A 21,553-nucleotide genomic window follows, 5' to 3' on the forward strand; every position below is an offset into this window, starting at 1 on the left:
GCCGTCGGCTAGAGCTTCTCGATCGGCGCGATCTTGATGAGCAGCTTCTTCCGCCCGGCGCTGTCGAACGCGATCTCCGCGATCCGCTTGGCGCCCTGACCGGTCACCGCCGAGACGGTCCCCTGCCCGAAGTCGACGTGCGAGATCCGGTCGCCCGCGGCCAGCTCCATGTCGCCGTTGTCCCGGACCTGCCCGGACACCCGGTTCGCCCACTCCGTCTTCGGCTTCGTCTTCGCCGCGGCGGCCGCACGGTCGTAGGACCCGCCGCCCCAGCCGCCACCGCCCCGGTAGCCACCGCCACCGGTGCCGCCGCCGAAGCCGCCGTCGCGCTTGGCGTTGAGCGCGCGGGGCTGTGTGCCGCCGCGACTGTTCGCCATGCCCGGTGACTGCTTCCACTCCACGAGCCCCTCGGGGATCTCCTGCAGGAAGCGTGAGGGCATCGCCACGTTGACGTCGCCGAACTGCGCCCGGGTCATCGCGAGCGACAGGAACAGGACCTTCTTCGCCCGGGTGATGCCCACGTAGAACAGCCGGCGCTCCTCGGACGGACCGCCCGGCTCGTTCGCGGACATCCGGTGCGGGAGCAGGTCTTCCTCGACACCGGTCAGGAACACGGCGTCGTACTCCAGGCCCTTCGCGGTGTGCAGCGTCATGAGCGACACCGTGCCGGACGAGTCGTCGAGTTCGTCGGCCGCGGCCACCAGGGAGACCTCGGTGAGGAAGTCGGCGAGCGTGCCCTCGGGGTTGTTCTTCTGGAACTCCCGGGTCACGGCGACGAGTTCGTCGATGTTGTCGGCACGGGCGGCGTCCTGGGCGTCCGGGGACTTCCGGAGCTGGTCGAGCAGCCCCGAGCCGTCGAGCAGCTGGGTGAGGGTGTCGACCACCGGCTGGTCCGCGGCCTTGGCGGCGACCTCGTCGAGGAGCCCGGCGAACGAGGTGATCGCGGTGCGCACCTTCGGTCCGAACCCGAGCTCGTCCGCGTGCCGCAGGGCCTCGCGCATCGAGACCTCGTGCTCGTCGGCGTACCGCTGCAGGGCGGTCTCGGTGACGGCGCCGATGCCGCGCTTCGGCACGTTGAGGATGCGTCGGAGCGACAGCGGGTCCGCCGGGTTGGCGACCGTGATCAGGTACGCCATCGCGTCCTTGATCTCCGCACGCTCGTAGAACTTCGTGCCGCCGAGCACCCGGTACGGGATCGCGGCGCGGATGAAGATCTCCTCGAGCGCACGGGTCTGCGAGTTCGTCCGGTAGAACACCGCCATGTCGCGGTAGTCCATGCCGTCCTCGTGCAGACGCTGGATCTCGTCCGCGACGAACTGGGCCTCGTCGTGCCCGGTGTACCCGGTGAAGCCGACGATCTTCTCGCCGGCACCCACGTCCGTGAACAGGTTCTTCGCCTGCCGGTCGAAGTTGTTCGCGATGACCGCGTTCGCGGCGTCGAGGATGTTCTGCGTCGATCGGTAGTTCTGCTCGAGCAGGATCACCTTCGAGTTCGGGAAGTCCCGCTCGAACTCGACGATGTTGCGGATGTCCGCGCCGCGGAAGGCGTAGATCGACTGGTCGGAGTCACCCACGACCGTGAGCGACGCCGGCGCGATCGACCCGTCGGTCTCCCGCATCCGCTCGACGTGCTGCCCGGCGTCCTCGAGCTTGTCCACCTGCTCGACCGGCACGGGCCGGGTGAGTTCGCGGATGAGGGCGTACTGCGCGTGGTTCGTGTCCTGGTACTCGTCGACCAGGACGTACCGGAAGCGGCGCTGGTAGAGCGCGGCGATCTCCGGGAACGCGCGGAACAGGAACACCGTCTGCCCGATGAGGTCGTCGAAGTCGAACGCGTTCGCGCGACGGAGCTCGCTCGTGTACCGCCGGAACACCTCGGTGAACATGACCTCTTGCGGGTCGTCCGTGTTGATGTTGCGCGCGTAGGTGTCGATGTCCTGCAGCTCGTTCTTGAGCTTCGAGATCTTCGATGCCGCCGCCCCGACGGTCAACCCGAGGGAGTCCGCCTCGAGGTCCTTGATGATCCGCTTCAGCAGCGCCCGGGAGTCGGCCGAGTCGTAGATCGTGAACGACTGCGGGAACCCGAACCGCTCGGCCTCGCGCCGGAGGATGCGCACGCACGCCGAGTGGAACGTCGAGATCCACATGCCCTCGGCGGCCTGCCCGACCAGGGCCTGCACCCGCTCGCGCATCTCAGCCGCGGCCTTGTTCGTGAACGTGATCGCGAGGATCTGGGACGGCCAGGCCTCGCGGTTGGCCAGCAGGAGCGCGATGCGTCGCGTGAGCACGCTCGTCTTGCCCGAACCGGCACCGGCCACGATGAGCAGGGACTCGCCGCGGTACTCGACGGCTTCCTTCTGCTGGGGGTTCAGGCCCGCGGTGAACGGGTCCTCGTACGCACGGTCACCCGCGCCGGGACCGTTCGTGCGGCCGGGCGTCGAGTCGGAGGGGTCGAGCACGATCGTCATGTCCGGGACAGTCTAGGCGCGTCCCCCGACACCCATCAGGCCCGCGGGACGCCGTCCGCGACGAGCGATCGGGCACGGACGGCGAGGTCCGCGTGGTCCGCGAAGACCCCGTCCACGCCGGTCCGGACGACCGAGGTGAACCACCGCTCCCAGTCGCCGTGCGCCGCCAGGTCACCCCCGCGCCGGAGGGCCGCCGGCAGGAACCGGTTCTCCGGTCGGAGCGTCCACGCGTACACCGCGAGTCCGACGGCGTGCGCGCGCTCGACCACGTCGCTCCGGACCGGTCCCGGGTCCTCGACCGCGCGGGTGTCCACGCCGGCCATCAGCGTCGGCAGGTCCACGCTGATCCCGTGGAACTCCCTCGCCAGCCGGGCCAGGGCCGCGTCCGTCCGTTCGGCGGCGTACGTCGGGGCCGCGGCGCCGGCTGTGGCGACCTCGTCCGCGGCCGCGCCCCGGGCCTCCTGGAGGTACACCAGCCGCCCGCCGGTGCGGAGCGCGGCCACCTCGCGCAGGACGCCCTTCTCGAAGGACTCGACGGTCAGCCGGTCGTCCCCGCGCCACCCTGCCTCGCCGAGGACGCCGTCCAGCAGCGGGGCCATCGGGAACCCCGCGGCGGCGAACGCGCTGGCGTGCTTCACCTCGGCGACGAGACCCACCCGCCGCGGGGCGGCGTCCAGGATCGCGAGCAGGTCCTCGAGCCGCAGGACCGTGTCCTCGCCGTCGTGCTGCCGGGAGGCCCGGCGCAGCTCCGGCAGGCGCTCACGGGTCCGCAGGGTACGCAGTTCCGCCCAGGTGAAGTCCTCGGTGAACCAGCCGGTGACCCGGTGCCCGTCGATCGTCTTCGTCGTCCGCCGGTCCCGGAACTCCGGGCGGTCGGCGACGTCGGTCGTGCCGGACACCTCGTTCTCGTGCCGGAGCACCAGGACGCCGTCCTTCGTCGGCACGAGGTCCGGCTCGATCGCGTCCGCACCGAGCTCGATCGCGAGCTCGTAGGCGCTGCGGGAGTGCTCGGGCCGGTACCCGGAGGCACCGCGGTGGGCGATGACGAGCGGCTGCATGCACGCGACGATACGGTCTGCGCGAGCCCGCCGCAGACGTTCAGGCAGTGTGCGGAATCCGTTCGGTGGACCGACAGCAGCGGTCCATAGGCTCGACACCAGGAGAGCACGGAGACGTTCCGCTTCCCGCGAATCCACAGCCGTCCGGCCCCTTCGGCCCGTACGCTGTGAGGACACGAAGGAACGGCTCCGCCGCACTCCTTCCCGAGCCCACGAGCCGATGCCATCCGGGTACCGGTTCCACGACTCCACACCAGAGGAAATCAGAGGACACCATGGCCTTCAAGCCCGGTTTCGACCAGTCCCCCGCCTTCAACGACGCGGGCCGGAACGCATGGGGCGCCGGCTCGAACACGCAGCAGGGGTACCCCCAGCAGGGCTACCCGCAGCAGGGCGGCTACCCGCAGGCGCCGTACGGCCAGACCGGCTGGGGCCAGGCGCCGCAGCAGCCCGGGTTCTCGCCCGACCAGCTGCGTGACATGTACGACCGTCCGTCGGCGACCAAGGTCGACACGGACCGGATGTCGTACGAGGACACCATCGTCAAGACGCTCCTGGCATTCGGCGTGCTCATCGTCGGTGCCGTCGCCGGCTGGAACCTCCCGCCGGTGGTGTGGATCGTCGGCGCGATCGTCGGGTTCGTCCTCGCGCTGGTGAACACCTTCAAGAAGAAGCCGTCGCCCGCCCTGGTGCTGGCGTACTCGTTCTTCGAGGGCCTCTTCGTCGGTGGCATCTCGGGCATGTACAACACCATGTGGGACGGCATCGTCACGCAGGCGGTGTTCGGCACGCTCGGTGTCTTCGCGGTCACGCTCCTGCTCTTCACGTCCGGCAAGGTCCGCGCGACCCCGAAGGCCACGCGGTTCTTCCTCGTCGCGTTGGTCGGCTACATGGCGTTCTCGCTCGTCAACGTCGTGCTCATGCTCCTGGGCGTGACGCAGTCGGCGTTCGGACTCCTCGGCGTCACGGTGTTCGGCATCCCGCTCGGCGTCCTGATCGGCATCTTCGTGGTGCTCATGGCGGCGTACTCGCTCATCCTCGACTTCGACCAGATCAAGACCGGTGTCGAGCGCGGCGCCCCCCGCATCTACGCGTGGACGGCGGCGTTCGGCCTCATCGTCACGCTCGTCTGGCTGTACCTCGAGATCCTGCGCATCCTGGCGATCATCGCCAGCAGCTCGCGCAACTAGCCCGCAGTACACGGAGGGCCCCGGCAGTCGCCGGGGCCCTCCGTCGTTCCCAGGGGGCTGCGGCGGCCGGCCCGACCCCGCTCACCTCCGCCGAGCGGTCACGGCGCGTCGCTCTGCACGCGCCGGAACGACGACCCGTGACCGGTCGGCGGAGCGCAGTCGGGCACGCCCGGACGGCCGGCGCGAGGTGCGCGCGACGGCCGGCCCGACAGGTCACGACGCCCCGCTCACCTCCGCCGAGCGGTCACGGCTCGTCGCTCTGCACGCACCGGAACGACGACTCGTGACCGGTCGGCGGAGCGCAATCGGGCACGCCGGAACGGTTCCGTCGAGCCGGGACGGGAGGCGCGGGGTGCGCCCGGCAGGACGAGCGAGGGCCCGGTACGCAATGCGTACCGGGCCCTCGGGCGTCAGGGGAGCGTCACTCCCACTCGATCGTCCCCGGCGGCTTCGACGTGACGTCGAGCACGACCCGGTTGACGTCGCGCACCTCGTTCGTGATGCGGTTCGAGATCTTCGCGAGCACGTCGTACGGCAGGCGCGTCCAGTCCGCCGTCATGGCGTCCTCGGACGAGACCGGGCGGAGCACGATCGGGTGCCCGTAGGTGCGGCCGTCGCCCTGCACTCCGACCGACCGGACGTCGGCGAGGAGGACGACCGGGCACTGCCAGATCTCGTCGTCCAGGCCGGCCGCCGTGAGCTCGGCGCGGGCGATCGCGTCCGCGGCCCGCAGGATCTCGAGGCGCTCGGCGGTGACCTCGCCGACGATGCGGATGCCGAGACCCGGGCCGGGGAACGGCTGACGCCCGACGATGACCTCGGGGAGTCCGAGCTCGCGGCCGACCGCACGGACCTCGTCCTTGAACAGGGTGCGGAGGGGCTCGACGAGCTGGAACGTCATGTCGTCGGGCAGCCCGCCGACGTTGTGGTGTGACTTGATGTTCGCGGTGCCCGATCCGCCGCCGGACTCGACCACGTCCGGGTACAGGGTGCCCTGCACGAGGAACTTCACCTCGGCGTCACCGTCGGACGCACGTGCTTCGAGCACGAGTGCCTCGGCCGCGGCCTCGAACGTGCGGATGAACTCGCGCCCGATGATCTTGCGCTTCTGCTCCGGGTCGCTGACGCCGGCCAGTGCGTCGAGGAACTGCTCGCGGGCGTCGACCGTGACGAGCCGGACACCGGTGGAGGCGACGTAGTCCTCCTCCACCTGCTTGCGCTCGTCGGCGCGGAGGAGCCCGTGGTCGACGAACACGCACGTCAGCTGGTCACCGACGGCCTTGTGCACGAGCGCTGCGGCGACCGCGGAGTCGACACCACCGGACAGGCCGGCGATGACGCGCGACGAGCCGACCTGTGCGCGGATGCGCTCGACCTGCTCCTCGATCACGTTCGCGGAGTTCCAGTCTCCCGGCAGCCCGGCGGCACGGTGCAGGAAGTTCTCGAGCACGGCCTGGCCGAACGCCGAGTGCTTGACCTCCGGGTGCCACTGCACGCCGTAGAGCTTGCGCTCGTCGGAGGCGAAGGCGGCGACGGGTGTCGAGTCGCTGGAGGCGAGGACCTCGAAGCCCTCCGGAGCCTTCGCGACCGAGTCGCCGTGCGACATCCAGGTGGTCTGCGATGCCGGCTGCCCGCCGAGCAGGACGCTGTCGGTCCCGCTGACGGTGACGTCGGTCGCGCCGTACTCGCGGAGGCCGGTGTGTGCGACCTCGCCACCGAGCGACTTCGCCATGGCCTGGAAGCCGTAGCAGATGCCGAGCACCGGGACGCCGAGGTCGAGGATCTCGCTGTCCAGGGACGGCGCGCCGTCCTCGTAGACGGAGGACGGGCCTCCGGACAGGACGATCGCCGCGGGGTCCTTCGCGCGGATCTCGTCCGCCGTGACGGAGTGCGGGACGATCTCGCTGTAGACGTTGGCCTCGCGGACCCGTCGTGCGATCAGCTGCGCGTACTGCGCGCCGAAGTCGACGACGAGGACGGGACGCTGTTCGGTCTCGCTCACCGAGCGCTCTCCTTCTCCCGCGACTGCTGCGCGGTCAGCTCGTGGTAGGTGGTCATGGCGGCCTTCTGCATACGGTGCTCGACCACGAAGGACATGAACGGGATGATCCCGCCGAGGGCGATGAGCAGGAAGCGGGTCGGCCGCCAGCGCATGATGCTCCACAGGCGGAAGTCCGCGAAGAGGTAGACGACGTACAGCCAGCCGTGGGCGATGAGGATCGCCACCGACAGGTTGAACGTGCCGGGCGCCTCACCCGCGGTGCCGTTCGGGACGAAGAACGCTCCCCCGCCGAGCTGCATCTCGCGCTGGATCGGCGTGTACTTGATGACGACCTCGACGATCAGGGCCAGCAGCAGCACACCGGTGATGTACGCGGAGATGCGGTAGAACCGCACGGCCCCGGGGATCTTCGGGATGTCGCGGGTCCGGACGGTCAGAGCCATGCCGTCGATCCTACCGGCGACCCGGCTCGGCCCGGGCGTCGTCCACAGGCGGCAGCTCGACGACCGGTCCGTCCTCGGGTGCTGCCCCGGCGGCGGCCTCGGCGGCCTCGCGCTCCTCGTCCTGCTCGCGCTCCCAGGCGTCCTTGACGAAGCGGTACCAGAGGAACACGGCGAACCCGGCGAAGACGACCCACTCCACGGCGTAGAACAGGTTGAGCCAGTCGAACTGGACCTCGCGCGTGGGCGCCTGGTCGGCGATCGTGCCGAGGCCGGCGGCGTCCGCGACGGCGGCACCGGCGACGACGTACCCGCCGTACATCCGGTCGTCGAACGCCTTCCACGTGTTGACGAACCGGGCCGGGGCGACGGCGGAGTACTCGCCTTGCTCGAAGGCGTCCTGGTCGGGCGACTCGGCCGGGTAGTACCGGCCCTGGACGGTCATGGTCGCGCCGTCGGTCAGACGGTCACCCCCGGCGACGGCTGCCGACCGCTGGTCGGACCACCCGATCACGACCGGGAGGCTCGCCCCCGTCACGTCGTCGACCAGGTGTCCGACGGTCTGGTAGGTGCCGCCGCCGCTGCGGCCGGTGAGGATCGTGGTGTCCCCGGCGACGAACCGCCCGGAGACGGTGACCTTCTGTCCCGCGAGCGTCGAGCCGACGGGCTTCTCGGGCGTCGTGACGTCATCGAGGGCGCGCCGCGTCTCCGTCCCGGCCGGCAGCGGCTTGCCGTTCTCGATGCTGCGCTCGAGCTGCCACTTGCCGAGCGCGGCGAACACGCCCGCCAGCACGATCGCCAAGACGAGTAGTGCGATCCACCTCGGACGTCGTGCAACGGCCCACATGCGTGTCAGTACTCCGGATCGCGTGGTCGGACCGGGCGCTCGGGACGCTCGGCGGGGATCTCGATCGACGACGTGCTCACGCGCACGGGCTCCGGTGCGACCGGCTGTGCGCGCGACGGCGTCGTCTCCGGTTCCCCATTCTCGCGCTCTTCCCTGCCCGCGGCCTCCACGAGCGCGATCTCCTCGGCGAACCGACGGTCACGCTCGGCCCTGCGCTCGGCCGCGGCCTGCGCTGCCGCCAGCTCGCGCCCGCGGAGCTTCCGCACCCGGCCCGGCCGGAGCACGAGCCGGCCGATGCGGTCGGAGTGCACCGCGAGCAGCGGACCGAGCACCGCCATGATGAGGACGTAGAGCCCGGCGAACGCGGTGATGCGCTCCTCGAGCCCGGCCGCCGCGGACAGCGTCGCGAGGATGAGCGCGAACTCGCCCCGGTTGACGAGGATGACCGCGGTGTTGATGCCCTGCTGGACGCTGAAGCCGTTCATGCGGGCGACGAGCTGCCCCGCGACGGCGTTGAGCACGACGGTCATGCCGATCGCGGCGACGACTGGCCAGAGGACCTCGCCGAAGGTCGAGATGTCCAAGCCGAGGCCGAAGTTCACGAAGAAGAACGCGGCGAACACGTCGCGCATCGGGAGCGCCAGCTGTTCGATGCGGTCCCGGTAGCGCGTCGCGCCGCAGAGCAGGCCGATCACGAAGGCACCGATGGCGTCGGTCACGCCGAGCAGGTCACCGATGCCGCCGAACATCACCGCGAGCCCGAAGAACAGCACGGTGAAGAGCTCGTCGTCGCGGGTCGCGAAGATCCGCGAGACCTGCTTGCCGCCCCAGCGCGCCAGGCTGAACATGACGATGAGGAACCCGAACGCGAGCGCGAGTTTGCCGATCACCGCCCAGACGTTCGTGTCGCCGGAGAGCACCACGGACACGATCGCCAGGTAGACGGCGATGAAGACGTCCTCGATGACGGTGACGCCGAGGATCATCGGTGTCTCGTCGTTCGCCAGGCGCCGGAGCTCGATGAGGAGCTTCGTGACGATGGCGCTCGACGACGTCGCCGTCATGCCCGCGATGATCAGGGCTTCCCGCGTCCCCCACCCGAGTGAGAACCCGAACGCGAAGCCGACGCCCATGTTGATCGCGACGTACGTGCCGCCCGACACGAGGAGCTTGCCGGCGTTGCCGTAGAACTCCTCTTGGTCGAACTCCAACCCGAGGTTGAACAGCAGCAGGATGAGCCCGAACGTCGCGATGAGCTCGATCGTGTGGGACTCGACACTCAACCCGATCCACGGGGTGTGCGGGCTCGCGATGAGCCCGACCACCATGTAGACCGGGATCGCGGGGAGCCCGATCAGTTTGCCGAGCCGTCCGAGGACGTAGGCGATGAGGAACAGGCCGCCGATGGTCAGCAGCTCACCACCCAGGTGCATGCCCTAGCTCCGGGGCGGCGCCTCGGCAGCGGCTGCTGCCAACTGACCGCTGCGGTAGAAGGAGAACGCCTTCGCGACCTTCTCGGGTGCGCCGGCGACGACGATCGTGTCCCCGGGGAACACGACGAAGTCCGACGAGGGCGCCGGGTTGGCGCTGTCGCCGCGGACCACCGCGACGACGGTCAGGCCGATGAAGCCGGAGTCGTGCAGGTCACCCAGGGGCTTGCCGGCGATGGCGTCCTCGTAGTCGACGCTGAACCAGTCGATCGACAGGCCGGGGATCTCGTCGAGCTTGTCGAGGCCCTCGGTGATCCGCGTCCCACCGAGGAGCTCGGCGAGGGTGTGTGCTTCGTCCTCGCTCAGGCGGAGCGAGACCTTCTCGGACTTGTCCGCGCCGTCGGCGACGTCCGCGAACGAGATGAGGTCGGAGTGACCCGACCGGTGCGTGATGACACCGCACTTGCCACCGTCGTCGGTGTAGAAGCTGTGCAGCACGCCGACGCCGGGGAGTTTGACGCGATGGACGTCGACCATGTTGGCTCCCTTTCCCAGGACACCCATGCTAACCACCGGGAGGGTCCGGCCATTCCGTTCTCCACAGGTCATCCCGGCGGTGGACGCGGCGGTCCACCGCGCCTGGCGAGGATGGCAGCATGACCTCCAGGACCGCCGTCACCGTCAGCGGCACGCTCGTCGTCACCGCGTACGCCGCGCTGCTGGCGGTGAACGCCCTCGTCCTCGACCCGCTCGCCGCGGTCCCGGGGAAGTCGCTGCCGGAGATCTACGACACCGTCGACGCGATGGGCAACTCCGTGGCGCAGGACGTCGTCGGGGTGCTCGTCACCGTCGGCATCGGCGTCGCCCTCGCGGTGGCCAGTGCCTTCATCGGCCTGTCGGACCGCTACTCGACGCACATGATCGCGGTCATGCACCTCGGCCTCGTCGCACTCGGGGCGCTCGCGACGTTCCAGTCGGGCTTCTTCCTCGGCATGGACGTCGCCGACGCCTTCGGGGTCTCCGGCGGGGCACACGGCCCGTGGGCGGGCGTCCTCTACGGCACGAGCCTGGCGGCCCTCGTCGCGATCCCGGCGGTCCTGTTCGTGACGAATGTGCAGACCCTCCGCCGCGCCCGCAGCGCCGCCTGAGGACCCTCCGGACGCACCGCCAGCGTGCGCTCGCAGCGCAGCACCGCTGCGCACTGCCGCCGACGTCGCGTGTCGCCGCGGGTCGGACGGGAGGCCCGTGGCGGCGCCGCCACGGGCCTCCCGTCCGATGCGCGTCAGCTGGGCTCGGTCGTCTTCTCGCCGACGACCTGCTCGTCGTCCGCCGTCGCGCCCTCGGCGCCGCTCGAGCGGCCGCCGCCGACGACGACGTCGTCCTCCTCGAACCCGAACGCGATGTCCGGCGCCTCGAGCCGCACGCGGTCAGCGGACTCGTCGTCGGGTTGCAGCTGCGACTCCCGCTCGGCGGCCACCCGCTTGAGGTAGTTCGACACCTCGTTCTCGGTGGTCTCCTGGTCCCAGCCGAGCACGTCCGCCATGAGCCGCGCGGCCACCGGCGCCGCGGACTCGCCGCGGTCCCAGGCCTCGATGGAGATGCGGGTGCGGCGGGCGAGGACGTCCTCCAGGTGCAGGGCGCCCTCGTGCGAGGCCGCGTACACGACCTCGGCGCCGATGTAGTCGTCGGCACCGGGCAGCGGCTCGGCGAGCGAGGGGTCCTCGTGCACGAGCTGGAGCACCTCGGTCGCCAGCGTGCCGTACCGGTTGAGCAGGTGCTCGATCCGGACCTTGTGCACGCCGAACGTCTTCGCGGTGCGGGCCCGCTTGTTCCAGGCGGCCGGGTACCCCTCGGCGCCGAGCAGGGGGATGTCCTGCGTCGTCGACTCCGGGATCTTGCCGTCCATCGCGGCGGCGGCCTCGTCGATGGCGTCCTTGCCCATCACCCGGTAGGTGGTCCACTTGCCACCCGCGACGACCACGAGTCCCGGGGCCGTGTGCGCGACGACGTGCTCGCGGCTGAGCTTGGACGTGGCCTCGGACTCCCCGGCCAGGAGCGGTCGGAGGCCCGCGTAGACGCCCTCGACGTCCTCGCGGGTGAGCGGCACCGCGAGCACCTTGTTGACGTGCTCGAGGATGTAGTCGATGTCCGCCGCGGTCGCCGCCGGGTGCGCCTTGTCGAGGTACCAGTCGGTGTCGGTCGTGCCGATGAGCCAGTGGCGGCCCCACGGGATGACGAACAGGACGCTCTTCTCCGTCCGGAGGATCATGCCCGAGTTCGACTGGAACCGGTCACGCGGCACGACGAGGTGCACGCCCTTCGATGCCCGGACCTTGAACTGCCCGCGGGTGCCGACCATCGCCTGGGTGTCGTCGGTCCAGACGCCCGTCGCGTTGACGACCTGCTTCGCCCGGATGTCGAAGTGCTCGCCGGTCTGGATGTCGTGCGCGTGTGCGCCGACGACCCGCTCCCCGACCTTGATGAAGCCCTCGATCCGGACCCGCGAGGCGGCGTGCGCACCGTACGAGGCTGCCGTGCGCACGAGCGCGGCGACGTAGCGGGCGTCGTCGACCTGGGCGTCGTAGTAGGTCATGCCGCCGACGAACGCGTCCTTCTTCAGGGACGGCATCGAGCGGAGGACCTGCGTGCGGGTGAGGTGGCGGTGGTGCGGCACACCGGGCGGGCGACCGCCGGACCAGCTGAAGACGTCGTACATCGCCATGCCGATGCCGATGTAGAAGCGTTCCCAGACCCGGTGGTTGAGCGGGTACAGGAAGCGGACCGGCTTGACCAGGTGGGGTGCGATGCGCTGGAGCAGGAGGCCGCGTTCGATGAGGGCTTCGCGCACGAGCGTGAAGTTGAGCTGCTCGAGGTACCGGATGCCACCGTGCACGAGCTTCGACGACCGGCTGGACGTGCCCGATCCCCAGTCGCGGGCCTCCACGATCCCGACCGACAGGCCCCGGGTGACGGCGTCGAGTGCGGCACCGCCGCCGACGATCCCGCCGCCGACGACCAGGACGTCGAGCTCCCGCGTCTTCAGGGTCTCGATCGCGGCCGCACGCTCGTCCGGACCGAGCTTCGTCGCGGGGTCGAACCCCGCGGTGCTCGCCGCATCGTTCGTGACCGTCGTTGTCATGATCGCCTCCATCGCCGTCCGGCGCCGGAGCAGCGCCCGCGGATCGTCCACGGGCGCACCGCCGTCAGCGGTGGTAGGGCGCCACGACCACTTCTACTCGCTGGAACTCCTTGACGTCGGAGTACCCGGTCGTCGCCATCGACCGACGCAGCGCGCCGACCAGGTTGGCACGGCCGTCCCACGACGGGGTCGGGCCGTTCAGGATGCTCTCGAGCGAGCCGATCGTGCCGACCTCGACGCGACGGCCGCGGGGCAGCTCCGGGTGGTGCGCCTCGGCACCCCAGTGGAAGCCGCCGCCCGGCGCTTCCTGCGCACGGGCCAGGGCGGTGCCGAGCATGACGGCGTCCGCGCCCATCGCGATCGCCTTCACGACGTCCCCGGCGGTGTCGAGGCCGCCGTCGGCGATGACGTGCACGTACCGGCCGCCGGACTCGTCCATGTAGTCGCGACGAGCCCCCGCGACGTCCGCGACCGCGGTGGCCATCGGCGCGTGGATGCCGAGCGCTGCTCGGGTGGTCGATGCTGCGCCACCGCCGAAGCCGACGAGCACGCCCGCGGCACCGGTGCGCATGAGGTGCAGCGCCGCCGTGTACGTGGAGGCCCCGCCGACGATCACGGGCACGTCGAGCTCGTAGATGAACTTCTTGAGGTTGAGCGGCTCGGTGTTCTGCGACACGTGCTCGGCGCTGACCGTGGTGCCGCGGATGACGAACAGGTCGACACCGGCGTCCACGACCGTCTGCGAGAACTCCTGCGTGCGCTGCGGGCTGAGCGAGCCGGCGACCGGCACCCCGGCGGCGCGGATCTCGGCCAGGCGACGGGTGATCAGCTCGGCCTTGACCGGCTCGGCGTAGATCTCCTGCATGCGCTTCGTGACGTTGCCGTCGGTGAGCGTGCGGATCTCGGCCAGGTACGGCTCCGGGTCCTCGTAGCGGGTCCAGAGCCCTTCGAGGTCGAGGACCCCGAGGACGCCGAGACGACCCATCTCGATGACCGTCGCGGGCGAGGCGACGGAGTCCATCGGCGCGGACAGGATCGGCGACTCGAACGTGAACGCGTCGATCGACCACGAGACGCTGACGTCACGCGGGTCACGCGTCCGCCGCGAGGGGACCACCGCGATGTCGTCGAACGCGTACGCCCGACGTCCGCGCTTGCCTGCACCGATCTCGACTTCGCTCACCCGGCAAGCCTACCGGGCGGGGTGTGCGGGTGGCACGGCCGGACGGTCGGCGGGGTCAGCGCGTGCGACGTCGGCGGAGCACCCGGAGCGTGAGCCCGAGCAGCAGCGCCAGCACGACCAGCACGACGAGGAGCGCGGCGGCGACCTTCACGAGCAGGGCCGCGCCGACGAAGAGCACGACGAACACCACCCACACGAGGGCGTCCATCGCCCGGGCCGAGAAGCGTTCCACGCTGGAACGGTACCCGACGCGCCGGAGGCGGGACGGGCCTCCGGGCCGGACGGGAGGCCCGGTGGCGGTCGTGCGAGACGCCCCCGTCAGCGGACGGCGCCGTGGTGTGCGCGAGACGCCGCCGGATCTCGCGGCGTCGCGCGCCTTCCGCGGCGTCGCCGGCAGACGGGGGCGTCGCCGGCAGACAGGGGCGTCGCCGGCAGACGGGGGCGTCGCCGGCAGACGGGGGTGTCGCCGGCAGACGGGGGCGTCTCGCGCAGACGGGGGCGTCTCGGGCACACACCGCCCCGCAGCACGAGAGTGGGGCCGTGCGGCGCGCATGCGCAGCCAGCACGGCCCCACCTGTCGCGGATGCTGCCCCCACAGCGGCACCCGCGGTGTCGACGGCCCTACTTCGTGGCGTCGACGTCCTTGGCGAGCGTGCCGAGGTAGAGCTCGATGACCTTGGGGTCGTCGGCGAGCTCCTTCCCGGTGCCCGAGTAGGCGTTCCGTCCCTGGTCGAGGACGTAGCCGCGGTCACAGATCTGCAGGCACCGACGGGCGTTCTGCTCGACCATGATCACCGAGACGCCGGCCTTGTTGATGCGGCGGGTGCGGATGAACGTCTCGTCCTGGCGCACCGGCGAGAGGCCGGCACTCGGCTCGTCGAGCAGCAGCACCTTCGGGTCCATCATGAGCGCCCGTGCCATCGCGACGGACTGCCGCTCACCGCCGGACAGCGACCCGGCACGCTGGCCCTTGCGCTGCCCGAGGACGGGGAACAGGTCGTAGATGACCTCGAGCCGCTCGGCGAACTTCTTCGGTCGCAGGTACAGCCCCATCTGCAGGTTCTCCTCGATGGAGAGCGACGGGAAGACGTTGTTCGTCTGCGGCACGAAGCCGACGCCGGCCTGCACGAGCTTGTTCGCCTTGAGGTTCGTGATGTCCTCGCCCTGCAGCGTGACCGACCCCTCGCGGATGTTCACGAGGCCGAACAGCGCCTTGAGGAGCGTCGACTTGCCGGCGCCGTTCGGGCCGATGATGCCGATGAGCTCGCCCGGGTAGCAGACCAGGTCGCACCCGTTGAGGATGTTGACGCCCGGCAGGTACCCGGCGACGAGGTTGTCGGCCCGCATGACCGGCTCGCGGTCCTGGACCGCGGTGGCACCGCCGGTCGCGGCGCGCGCGGTCGCGGGGCCCGTGCTGCCGGGGGTGACGGCCACCGCTGCCGGCTCCGCACTGGAGGCCCGGTCCGCGCCGGTGCCGTTCGTCGCGTCCGTCATCGGGTCGCCTTCCCTTCGTCGGCGGCGTCCGCCGCGTCCTCTTCTGCGACCTCGTCGGCGAGTTCCTCGTAGGTCTCCTCGGTGAGGAGCGAGTCGTCACCGAGGTCGGTGTCGTGGTGGGCGCCGAGGTAGGCGTCGATCACGGCCTGGTCGTCCATGACGGTGGCGGCCGGCCCCTCGGCGACGACCTTGCCCTCGGCCATCACGACGACCCAGTCCGAGATGTGTCGGACCATGTGCATGTCGTGCTCGACGAAGAGCACCGTCATGCCGTCGTCGCGGAGGGACTGGATGTGCCCGAGCAGCGACTGCGTCAGCGCCGGGTTCACGCCGGCCATCGGCTCGTCGAGCATGATCATCGTCGGGTCGGACATGAGCGCGCGGGCCATCTCGAGGAGCTTCCGCTGGCCGCCCGAGAGCGATCCGGCGTAGTCGTCCTTCTTCTCGAGGAGCTTGAAGCGGGCGAGGAGGTCCTCGGCCTTCGCCGTGATCTCCTGCTCACGCTTCCGCCACAGCGGGCTGACGAGCGCGGCGAAGAAGTTCTCGCCCGGCTGGTCCTTCGCGCCGAGCAGCATGTTCTGCATCACGGTGAGGCGCGACAGTGCCTTCGTCAGCTGGAACGTGCGGACCATGCCGGCGCGGGCGACCTTCGCAGCCCCGGTGTTGCCGAGCGTCTTCCCGTTGAACTGCCAGCGGGCCTCCTTGCCGCTCGTCGGCTTGTCGAAGCCGGTGAGCAGGTTGAAGAAGGTGGTCTTGCCGGCGCCGTTCGGACCGATGAGGGCCGTGATGGCACCGCGCTGCACCTCGAGGTGGTCCACGTCGACCGCGGTCATACCGCCGAAGCGGCGGCTGATGTTGTCGACCGTGAGGATGGCGTCCGGCTTCGGCGAACCGGGGGCGTGCTGCACCGCCGTCAGGGCGGTGGGGACGCCGGGCGTGGTTCCGGTGGGTTCAGACACTGAACGTCAGCTCCTTCTTGTTCCCCAGGAGTCCCTGTGGGCGGAAGACGATGAGGAGCATGAGCGCGACACCGACCAGCACGTAGGAGAACTGCTCGGCCTGCTGGGCGCTCATGATCGAGTTCGGGATGAAGTCACCCGCGAGCGTGCGGATGAAGAGACGGACGACGAAGAACAGGATCGCGCCGAGCACCGGTCCGAACACCGTCGCGGCGCCGCCGAGGATGAGCGCCGTCCAGATGAAGAAGGTCATCGAGCGGCCCATCGCGTCCGGTTGCACCGAACTCGGCAGGACGTAGATCACACCGGCGAGGGCACCGAGCGCACCACCGAAGACGAGCGCCTGCATCTTGTACGAGTAGACGTTCTTGCCGAGGGAGCGGACGGCGTCCTCGTCCTCGCGGATGGCCTTCACGACACGGCCCCACGGGCTGCGCATGAGCAGGAACAGCACGAGGGTGAACAGGGCGACGAGGCCCCAGCCGACGATGCGGATCCACCAGCCGTTGACGCCGTTGTTCGAGTACGTGAACCACAGGATGGTCGTGGTCCCGTCGGGCAGGAAGCTCAACGCGTTGAACGGTTCGCGGTAGCTCGAGCCGGTGATGCCGTTCGAGCCACCGGTGGTGTCGGTGAGCAGACTCGATCGGCCGACCATGCGGATGATCTCGGCACCGGAGATCGTCACGATCGCCAGGTAGTCCCCGCGCAGCCGCAGGGTCGGGATGCCGAGGATGACCGCGAAGACGATCGCGATGGCCAGTGCGATGAGCACCGCGAGGCCGACGGGCAGGCCGTTCGAGATCGAGATCGCGAAGCCGTAGGCGCCGAGCAGCAGGAACGCCGCCTGGCCCATGTTGACCAGGCCGGTGAGCCCGAAGTGCACGTTGAGGCCGATGGCCGCGAGCGCGAACGCCGCGGTCGTCGGGGCGAGGGCCTCCTGCGTCAGCGAGGTGAGCAGGGTGAGGATGTAGTCCATGCGGGTGCTCCCTTAACCGATCCGCTCGGCACGGCCGAAGATGCCCTGCGGCCGGAACAGCAGGATGAGGATGAGGATGACGAGGGCGGTGGCGTACTTGAAGTCACCGGGCAGCACCAGGTTCGTGAGCTCCACGACGATGCCGATGATCATCGAGCCGACGAGCGCGCCGTAGGCCGTCCCGAGACCGCCGAGGGTCACCGAGGCGAACATGAGCAGCAGCAGCTGGAGACCGGTCTGCCAGTTCACGCCGTTCAGCACGAGGCCGAGCATCACACCGGACAGACCGGCGAGACCGGCGGCGAGCGTCCACACGAAGCGGATCACGCGGTCGACGTCGATGCCGGACGCCGCGGCGAGCGCCGGGTTGTCCGACACCGCGCGGGTGGCGCGGCCGAAGCGCGTCTTGCCGAGGAACAGCCCCGTGCCGACGAGCACGACGAGCGCGATCCCCATCGCGACGTACGACTGCACCGTCAGGGTGATGCCCGCGAAGGTCACGGTCTCGGGGTTGCCCTGCTGGATGCGGACGGTCGAGGCCCCGAAGAAGTACTGGAAGGCGTACTGGGCGGCGATCGAGAGACCGATCGTCACGATCATCAGCTGCGTGAGGCTGATCCGGCGCTTCCGCAGGGGCTTCCAGATGCCCGCGTCCTGCAGGTACCCGGTCGCGGCACAGAGCAGCACGGTCACCAGCCCGGCGAGCCAGATGTTCCATCCGAGCTGGTTCGCGAAGACGTAGGCGAGGAGGCCGCCGAGGGTCACCTGCTCACCGTGGGAGAAGCTCGACAGGCCGGTCGTGCCGTAGATGAGCGACAGGCCGATCGAGGCGAGGGCGATGAGGAGTCCGAGGCGGATGCCGGAGGCGAACTGCTGCCAGAACCGTGCCGCGGTGACGCTCGTGGCGCCGGTGTCGGTGGTCGCGCCCTCCTGGTCGGAGAGCTGGAAGATCGTGCCGGCGTTGGCGTTCAGGTTGCCCTGCACGGTGCGCTCGGCGTCCTTCGCGTCGGTGAGGTACTGCCCGTCCGGCAGCGAGTCCTGGTCGACCTTGACCGTGTAGGACCCGGCTTCCGGGATGCTGACCGACCAGCGGCCGTCGGCGTTCGTCGTCGAGGACCCCGCGAAGGAGCCGGGGCCGGTGACGTCGACCGCGACGCCGTCGGCCGGCTTGCGCTCCGAGTCGAGGATGGTGCCCTGGATGCAGCCGTTCGAGGTGCTGACCACGCAGGGCCCGGTGCTCGCGGGCGCACTGCTGGCGGAGGGGCTGCTGGTGGCGGCACCGGCGACGGGCGAGAGCACCACGTCGACGGCGAAGGTGGCCAGGAAGGCGAGGAAGAGCACGGCGGCGAGGACCAGGCGACGGCGGCCTGGTGCCCCGCGGCGGAGTCGGCGCGCCAGCGCTGACCCCGGCGGAGTGATGGAACCCACGGATGAGCCTCTCGTTCGGATAGTCGAGGACCCTAGGGATTTTTTGTGTCCCCCGTGTTTCCGGCACGTTCCCTGCACAAATCGTGCCGCAACCGTGATCTTCCACAGGCGAGTCGATTTGCGTTCCGGAGCCGAAGCCTCCCGTCCGGCCGGTACAGCGACTGACCTCACCTCCAGGAATGGCACCCGCGTCGCGCGCGTTACCATGTCCCATCGAGAGCCCACCGGTGCGTTCCCGGTACTGACACCCGTTCATCTCGCCCACGAAGGGGACCCATGGACCAGCCGGATCCGTTCGGATTCATCGGACTCACGTACGACGACGTCATGCTCCTGCCGGGGCACACCGACGTCATCCCGAGCGAGGCGTCCACGACGTCCCGGCTCACCAAGCGGATCTCGGTCAACGTGCCGCTGCTCTCCGCTGCCATGGACACCGTGACCGAGTCGCGCATGGCCATCGCCATGGCGCGCCAGGGCGGCATCGGCATCCTGCACCGCAACATGTCGATCGAGGACCAGGCCGCCTACGTCGACAAGGTGAAGCGCTCCGAGTCGGGCATGATCACCAACCCGGTGACCACGACGCCGGACGCCACCGTCGCCGACGTCGACGCGCTCTGCGGGCAGTTCCGCGTCTCCGGCCTGCCGGTCGTCGAGGCCGACGGGACGCTCGTGGGCATCATCACGAACCGCGACATGCGCTTCGTCGCCCCGTTCGAGATGTCCAGCACGCTCGTCCGGGACGTCATGACGAAGGCCCCGCTCATCACGGCGCTCGAGGGCATCGACCCCGAAGAGGCGATCGCCATCTTCGCGCAGCACAAGATCGAGAAGTTGCCGCTGGTGGACGCCGACGGCAAGCTCCGCGGGCTCATCACCGTCAAGGACTTCGACAAGAGCGAGAAGTACCCGGACGCCACGAAGGACGAGGAGGGCCGACTGCGCGTCGGTGCCGCCATCGGCTTCTTCGGGGACGCCTGGCAGCGCGCCGAGGCCCTCCGCGACGCCGGGGTCGACGTGCTCGTGGTCGACACCGCGAACGGTGAGAGCGAAGGCGTGCTCGACATGGTCCGTCGCATCAAGGCCGACTCGTCGTTCGACGGCATCGACGTCATCGGCGGCAACGTCGCGACCCGTGCCGGTGCTCAGGCGCTCATCGACGCCGGTGTCGACGCCGTCAAGGTCGGCGTCGGTCCGGGCTCGATCTGCACGACCCGCGTCGTCGCCGGCGTCGGCGTGCCGCAGGTCACCGCCGTGTACGAGGCATCCCTGGCCGCGCGTGAGGCCGGCGTGCCGATCATCGCCGACGGCGGCCTGCAGTACTCGGGCGACATCGCGAAGGCCCTCGTCGCGGGCGCGGACACCGTCATGCTCGGCTCCCTGCTGGCCGGCACCGACGAGTCCCCGGGCGACCTGGTGTTCGTCGGTGGCAAGCAGTTCAAGGCCTACCGCGGGATGGGCTCCCTCGGGGCGCTGCAGACCCGCGGCAAGAAGACCTCGTACTCGAAGGACCGCTACTTCCAGGCGGACGTCCCCTCGGACGAGAAGCTCATCCCCGAGGGCATCGAGGGCCAGGTGCCCTACCGCGGTTCGGTCGGCAACGTCGTGTACCAGCTCGTCGGTGGCCTGCGGCAGTCGATGTTCTACGTCGGCGGCCGCACCATCCCGGAACTGAAGGCGCGCGGCAAGTTCGTCCGCATCACCGCGGCCGGGCTGAAGGAGTCGCACCCGCACGACGTCCAGATGGTGGTCGAGGCACCGAACTACCGGGGCTGACCCGTCACCGCGGCGGCCCCGCGACGCCGCTGAGTCGCGAAGACGCCGCCTGATGCACGAGACGCCACCGAATCCGGCGGCGTTTCGTGCATCAGGCGGCGTCTCGCGTTGACGGGGGCGTCCCACCTCCCCTGCACAGCCGTGGTCGGGCTGGAGGCTCTCCACCGGTCCGCAGGGGTGCCCGCGACGCGGCGGGCATCCCGGCATCGTCAGTGGATGGAGATCTCCACACCTGCAGTCCTCACCGCGCTCCCGTCCACACTCGCGGATCCGGTCCGGTTGTTCCACGGCACGGCGGTCGAGCGCCGTGAGTGGTCCGCCCTCCCACCCCTCGGGCGACGGCAGCTGGTCGTCCGAGCCCGCGCCGCGACGCTGCAGGCGGACGGCGTCGTCTCGCACCGCTCGGCCGCCGCGCTGTGGGGGCTGCCCGACCACGGCCGACCTGACTGGCGTCTGCACGTCATCGACCGCCGAGCCACCAAGACGCACAGCGGCCGTGGCGTCGTCCGGCATGCCGGACGGCTCGCTGACGACGAGGTCGTGGTACTCGACGGCCTCCGGACGACCTCGCTCCTCCGGACCGTGGTCGACCTGGCGCACACGTCGACGTTCACGCTCGCGGTCGTCGTGCTCGACCACGTCCTCCACGGCGGACACCTCGACCACGCCACCCTCGCGAGCGCGCTCGCCGATCGACGCGGCCGACGCGGATCACGGCGAGCGGCATCAGCCCTGGCGTTCGCCGACGCGGCCGCGGAGTCGCCCGGGGAGTCGATCAGCCGTGTGACCCTCAGGCAGCTCGGCGCAGCGCCGCCGGTCCTCCAACAGGAGTTCGCCACGGACGCCGGGCTCTTCCGGGTCGACTTCTGGTGGCCGGGGTCCGGTGTCATCGGAGAATTCGACGGACGGGTGAAGTACGACGACCGCGACGGCCTCTGGACCGAGAAACGACGGGAGGACGCACTCCGGCGATCACGGGAAGTCCGGGGGTTCGCGCGGTGGGGCATGGCAGAAGCGGAGGACCCGGGCCGCCTCGCCGCGGTCCTCGTCACCGCCGGGCTACCGGTGAGGAGAGGCTGGGCGCAGCGAGGATCGTGAGGTACCCGACGATGACCGTTGCCGCGCACCGCCGGCTCATCACCGCGAGACGCCCCCGT

The 21,553-nt window shown here is 70.3% G+C and carries 18 protein-coding genes; 4 read left to right on the forward strand and 14 right to left on the reverse strand.

The annotated features are described in order from the left end of the window. Positions 1-8: 8 nt before the first annotated feature. Together DEI91_RS11205 and DEI91_RS11210 are read right to left on the reverse strand one after the other, a co-directional pair. The gene (locus DEI91_RS11205; RefSeq protein WP_111052379.1) at positions 9-2,468 is read right to left on the reverse strand and encodes an ATP-dependent helicase; all 2,460 of its coding nucleotides are present in this window, start codon (positions 2,466-2,468) and stop codon (positions 9-11) included. 35 nt (positions 2,469-2,503) lie between these two features. Continuing rightward, on the reverse strand, positions 2,504-3,526 hold the full coding sequence (locus DEI91_RS11210) for a glycerophosphodiester phosphodiesterase family protein (RefSeq protein WP_111052380.1): 1,023 nt from the start codon (positions 3,524-3,526) through the stop codon (positions 2,504-2,506). A gap of 275 nt (positions 3,527-3,801) precedes the next feature. Here DEI91_RS11210 and DEI91_RS11215 point away from each other — a divergent pair, with 275 nt between their 5' ends. Then, positions 3,802-4,716, forward strand: a complete 915-nt coding sequence (locus tag DEI91_RS11215; RefSeq protein WP_111052381.1) for a Bax inhibitor-1/YccA family protein — start codon at positions 3,802-3,804, stop codon at positions 4,714-4,716. 421 nt (positions 4,717-5,137) lie between these two features. Here the strand turns inward: DEI91_RS11215 and guaA are convergent, their stop codons facing one another. Genes guaA through DEI91_RS11240 form a run of 5 tightly spaced genes read right to left on the reverse strand, consistent with a single transcriptional unit; the run spans position 5,138 to position 9,972 of the window. After that, a complete protein-coding gene (guaA, locus tag DEI91_RS11220; protein ID WP_111052382.1) occupies positions 5,138-6,718 on the reverse strand; it encodes a glutamine-hydrolyzing GMP synthase in 1,581 nt (526 codons plus the stop codon). Beyond that, complete coding sequence (locus DEI91_RS11225; protein WP_111052383.1) at positions 6,715-7,161, reverse strand: DUF3817 domain-containing protein; 447 nt, start codon at positions 7,159-7,161, stop codon at positions 6,715-6,717. The genes guaA and DEI91_RS11225 overlap by 4 nt, the downstream gene beginning before the upstream one ends. Before the next feature lie 10 nt (positions 7,162-7,171). Further along, positions 7,172-7,951: an SURF1 family protein gene (locus DEI91_RS11230; RefSeq protein ID WP_258374398.1), complete on the reverse strand. Its 780-nt coding sequence runs from the start codon at positions 7,949-7,951 to the stop codon at positions 7,172-7,174. Between the two features lie 59 nt (positions 7,952-8,010). Further along, entirely contained in the window at positions 8,011-9,438 is a 1,428-nt protein-coding gene (locus DEI91_RS11235) for a cation:proton antiporter (protein WP_111052385.1), read from the reverse strand. A 3-nt stretch (positions 9,439-9,441) separates the two neighbouring features. Further along, positions 9,442-9,972, reverse strand: a complete 531-nt coding sequence (locus DEI91_RS11240; RefSeq protein ID WP_111052386.1) for a cation:proton antiporter regulatory subunit — start codon at positions 9,970-9,972, stop codon at positions 9,442-9,444. Positions 9,973-10,091: 119 nt separating this feature from the next. Here DEI91_RS11240 and DEI91_RS11245 point away from each other — a divergent pair, with 119 nt between their 5' ends. Continuing rightward, on the forward strand, positions 10,092-10,583 hold the full coding sequence (locus DEI91_RS11245) for a hypothetical protein (protein WP_111052387.1): 492 nt from the start codon (positions 10,092-10,094) through the stop codon (positions 10,581-10,583). Between the two features lie 134 nt (positions 10,584-10,717). Here the strand turns inward: DEI91_RS11245 and DEI91_RS11250 are convergent, their stop codons facing one another. From DEI91_RS11250 to DEI91_RS11275, 7 genes are all read right to left on the reverse strand, one after another. After that, complete coding sequence (locus DEI91_RS11250) at positions 10,718-12,574, reverse strand: glycerol-3-phosphate dehydrogenase/oxidase (protein WP_111052399.1); 1,857 nt, start codon at positions 12,572-12,574, stop codon at positions 10,718-10,720. A 64-nt stretch (positions 12,575-12,638) separates the two neighbouring features. Then, entirely contained in the window at positions 12,639-13,757 is a 1,119-nt protein-coding gene (locus DEI91_RS11255; RefSeq protein ID WP_111052388.1) for a GuaB3 family IMP dehydrogenase-related protein, read from the reverse strand. Between the two features lie 55 nt (positions 13,758-13,812). Beyond that, on the reverse strand, positions 13,813-13,989 hold the full coding sequence (locus tag DEI91_RS16310) for a hypothetical protein (protein WP_181439580.1): 177 nt from the start codon (positions 13,987-13,989) through the stop codon (positions 13,813-13,815). A gap of 389 nt (positions 13,990-14,378) precedes the next feature. Next, the gene (locus tag DEI91_RS11260) at positions 14,379-15,104 is read right to left on the reverse strand and encodes an ABC transporter ATP-binding protein (protein WP_258365862.1); all 726 of its coding nucleotides are present in this window, start codon (positions 15,102-15,104) and stop codon (positions 14,379-14,381) included. Positions 15,105-15,247: 143 nt separating this feature from the next. Beyond that, positions 15,248-16,210 (reverse strand): ABC transporter ATP-binding protein, encoded by a 963-nt coding sequence (locus tag DEI91_RS11265; RefSeq protein WP_110824197.1) that lies wholly within the window; start codon positions 16,208-16,210, stop codon positions 15,248-15,250. Beyond that, positions 16,203-17,189 carry a branched-chain amino acid ABC transporter permease gene (locus DEI91_RS11270; protein ID WP_110824198.1) on the reverse strand — a complete coding sequence of 329 codons (987 nt, stop codon included), beginning with the start codon at positions 17,187-17,189 and terminating at the stop codon, positions 16,203-16,205. The genes DEI91_RS11265 and DEI91_RS11270 overlap by 8 nt, the downstream gene beginning before the upstream one ends. A 12-nt stretch (positions 17,190-17,201) precedes the next feature. Then, positions 17,202-18,530: a branched-chain amino acid ABC transporter permease gene (locus DEI91_RS11275; protein WP_111052390.1), complete on the reverse strand. Its 1,329-nt coding sequence runs from the start codon at positions 18,528-18,530 to the stop codon at positions 17,202-17,204. A gap of 363 nt (positions 18,531-18,893) precedes the next feature. Between DEI91_RS11275 and guaB the strand changes: the two genes are divergently transcribed. Next, entirely contained in the window at positions 18,894-20,396 is a 1,503-nt protein-coding gene (gene guaB, locus DEI91_RS11280) for an IMP dehydrogenase (protein ID WP_111052391.1), read from the forward strand. A 216-nt stretch (positions 20,397-20,612) separates the two neighbouring features. Then, positions 20,613-21,494: a hypothetical protein gene (locus tag DEI91_RS11285; RefSeq protein ID WP_111052392.1), complete on the forward strand. Its 882-nt coding sequence runs from the start codon at positions 20,613-20,615 to the stop codon at positions 21,492-21,494. Positions 21,495-21,553 lie beyond the last annotated feature (59 nt).

This window comes from Curtobacterium sp. MCBD17_032 (assembly GCF_003234855.1).
In the GTDB taxonomy this organism is placed as follows: domain Bacteria; phylum Actinomycetota; class Actinomycetes; order Actinomycetales; family Microbacteriaceae; genus Curtobacterium.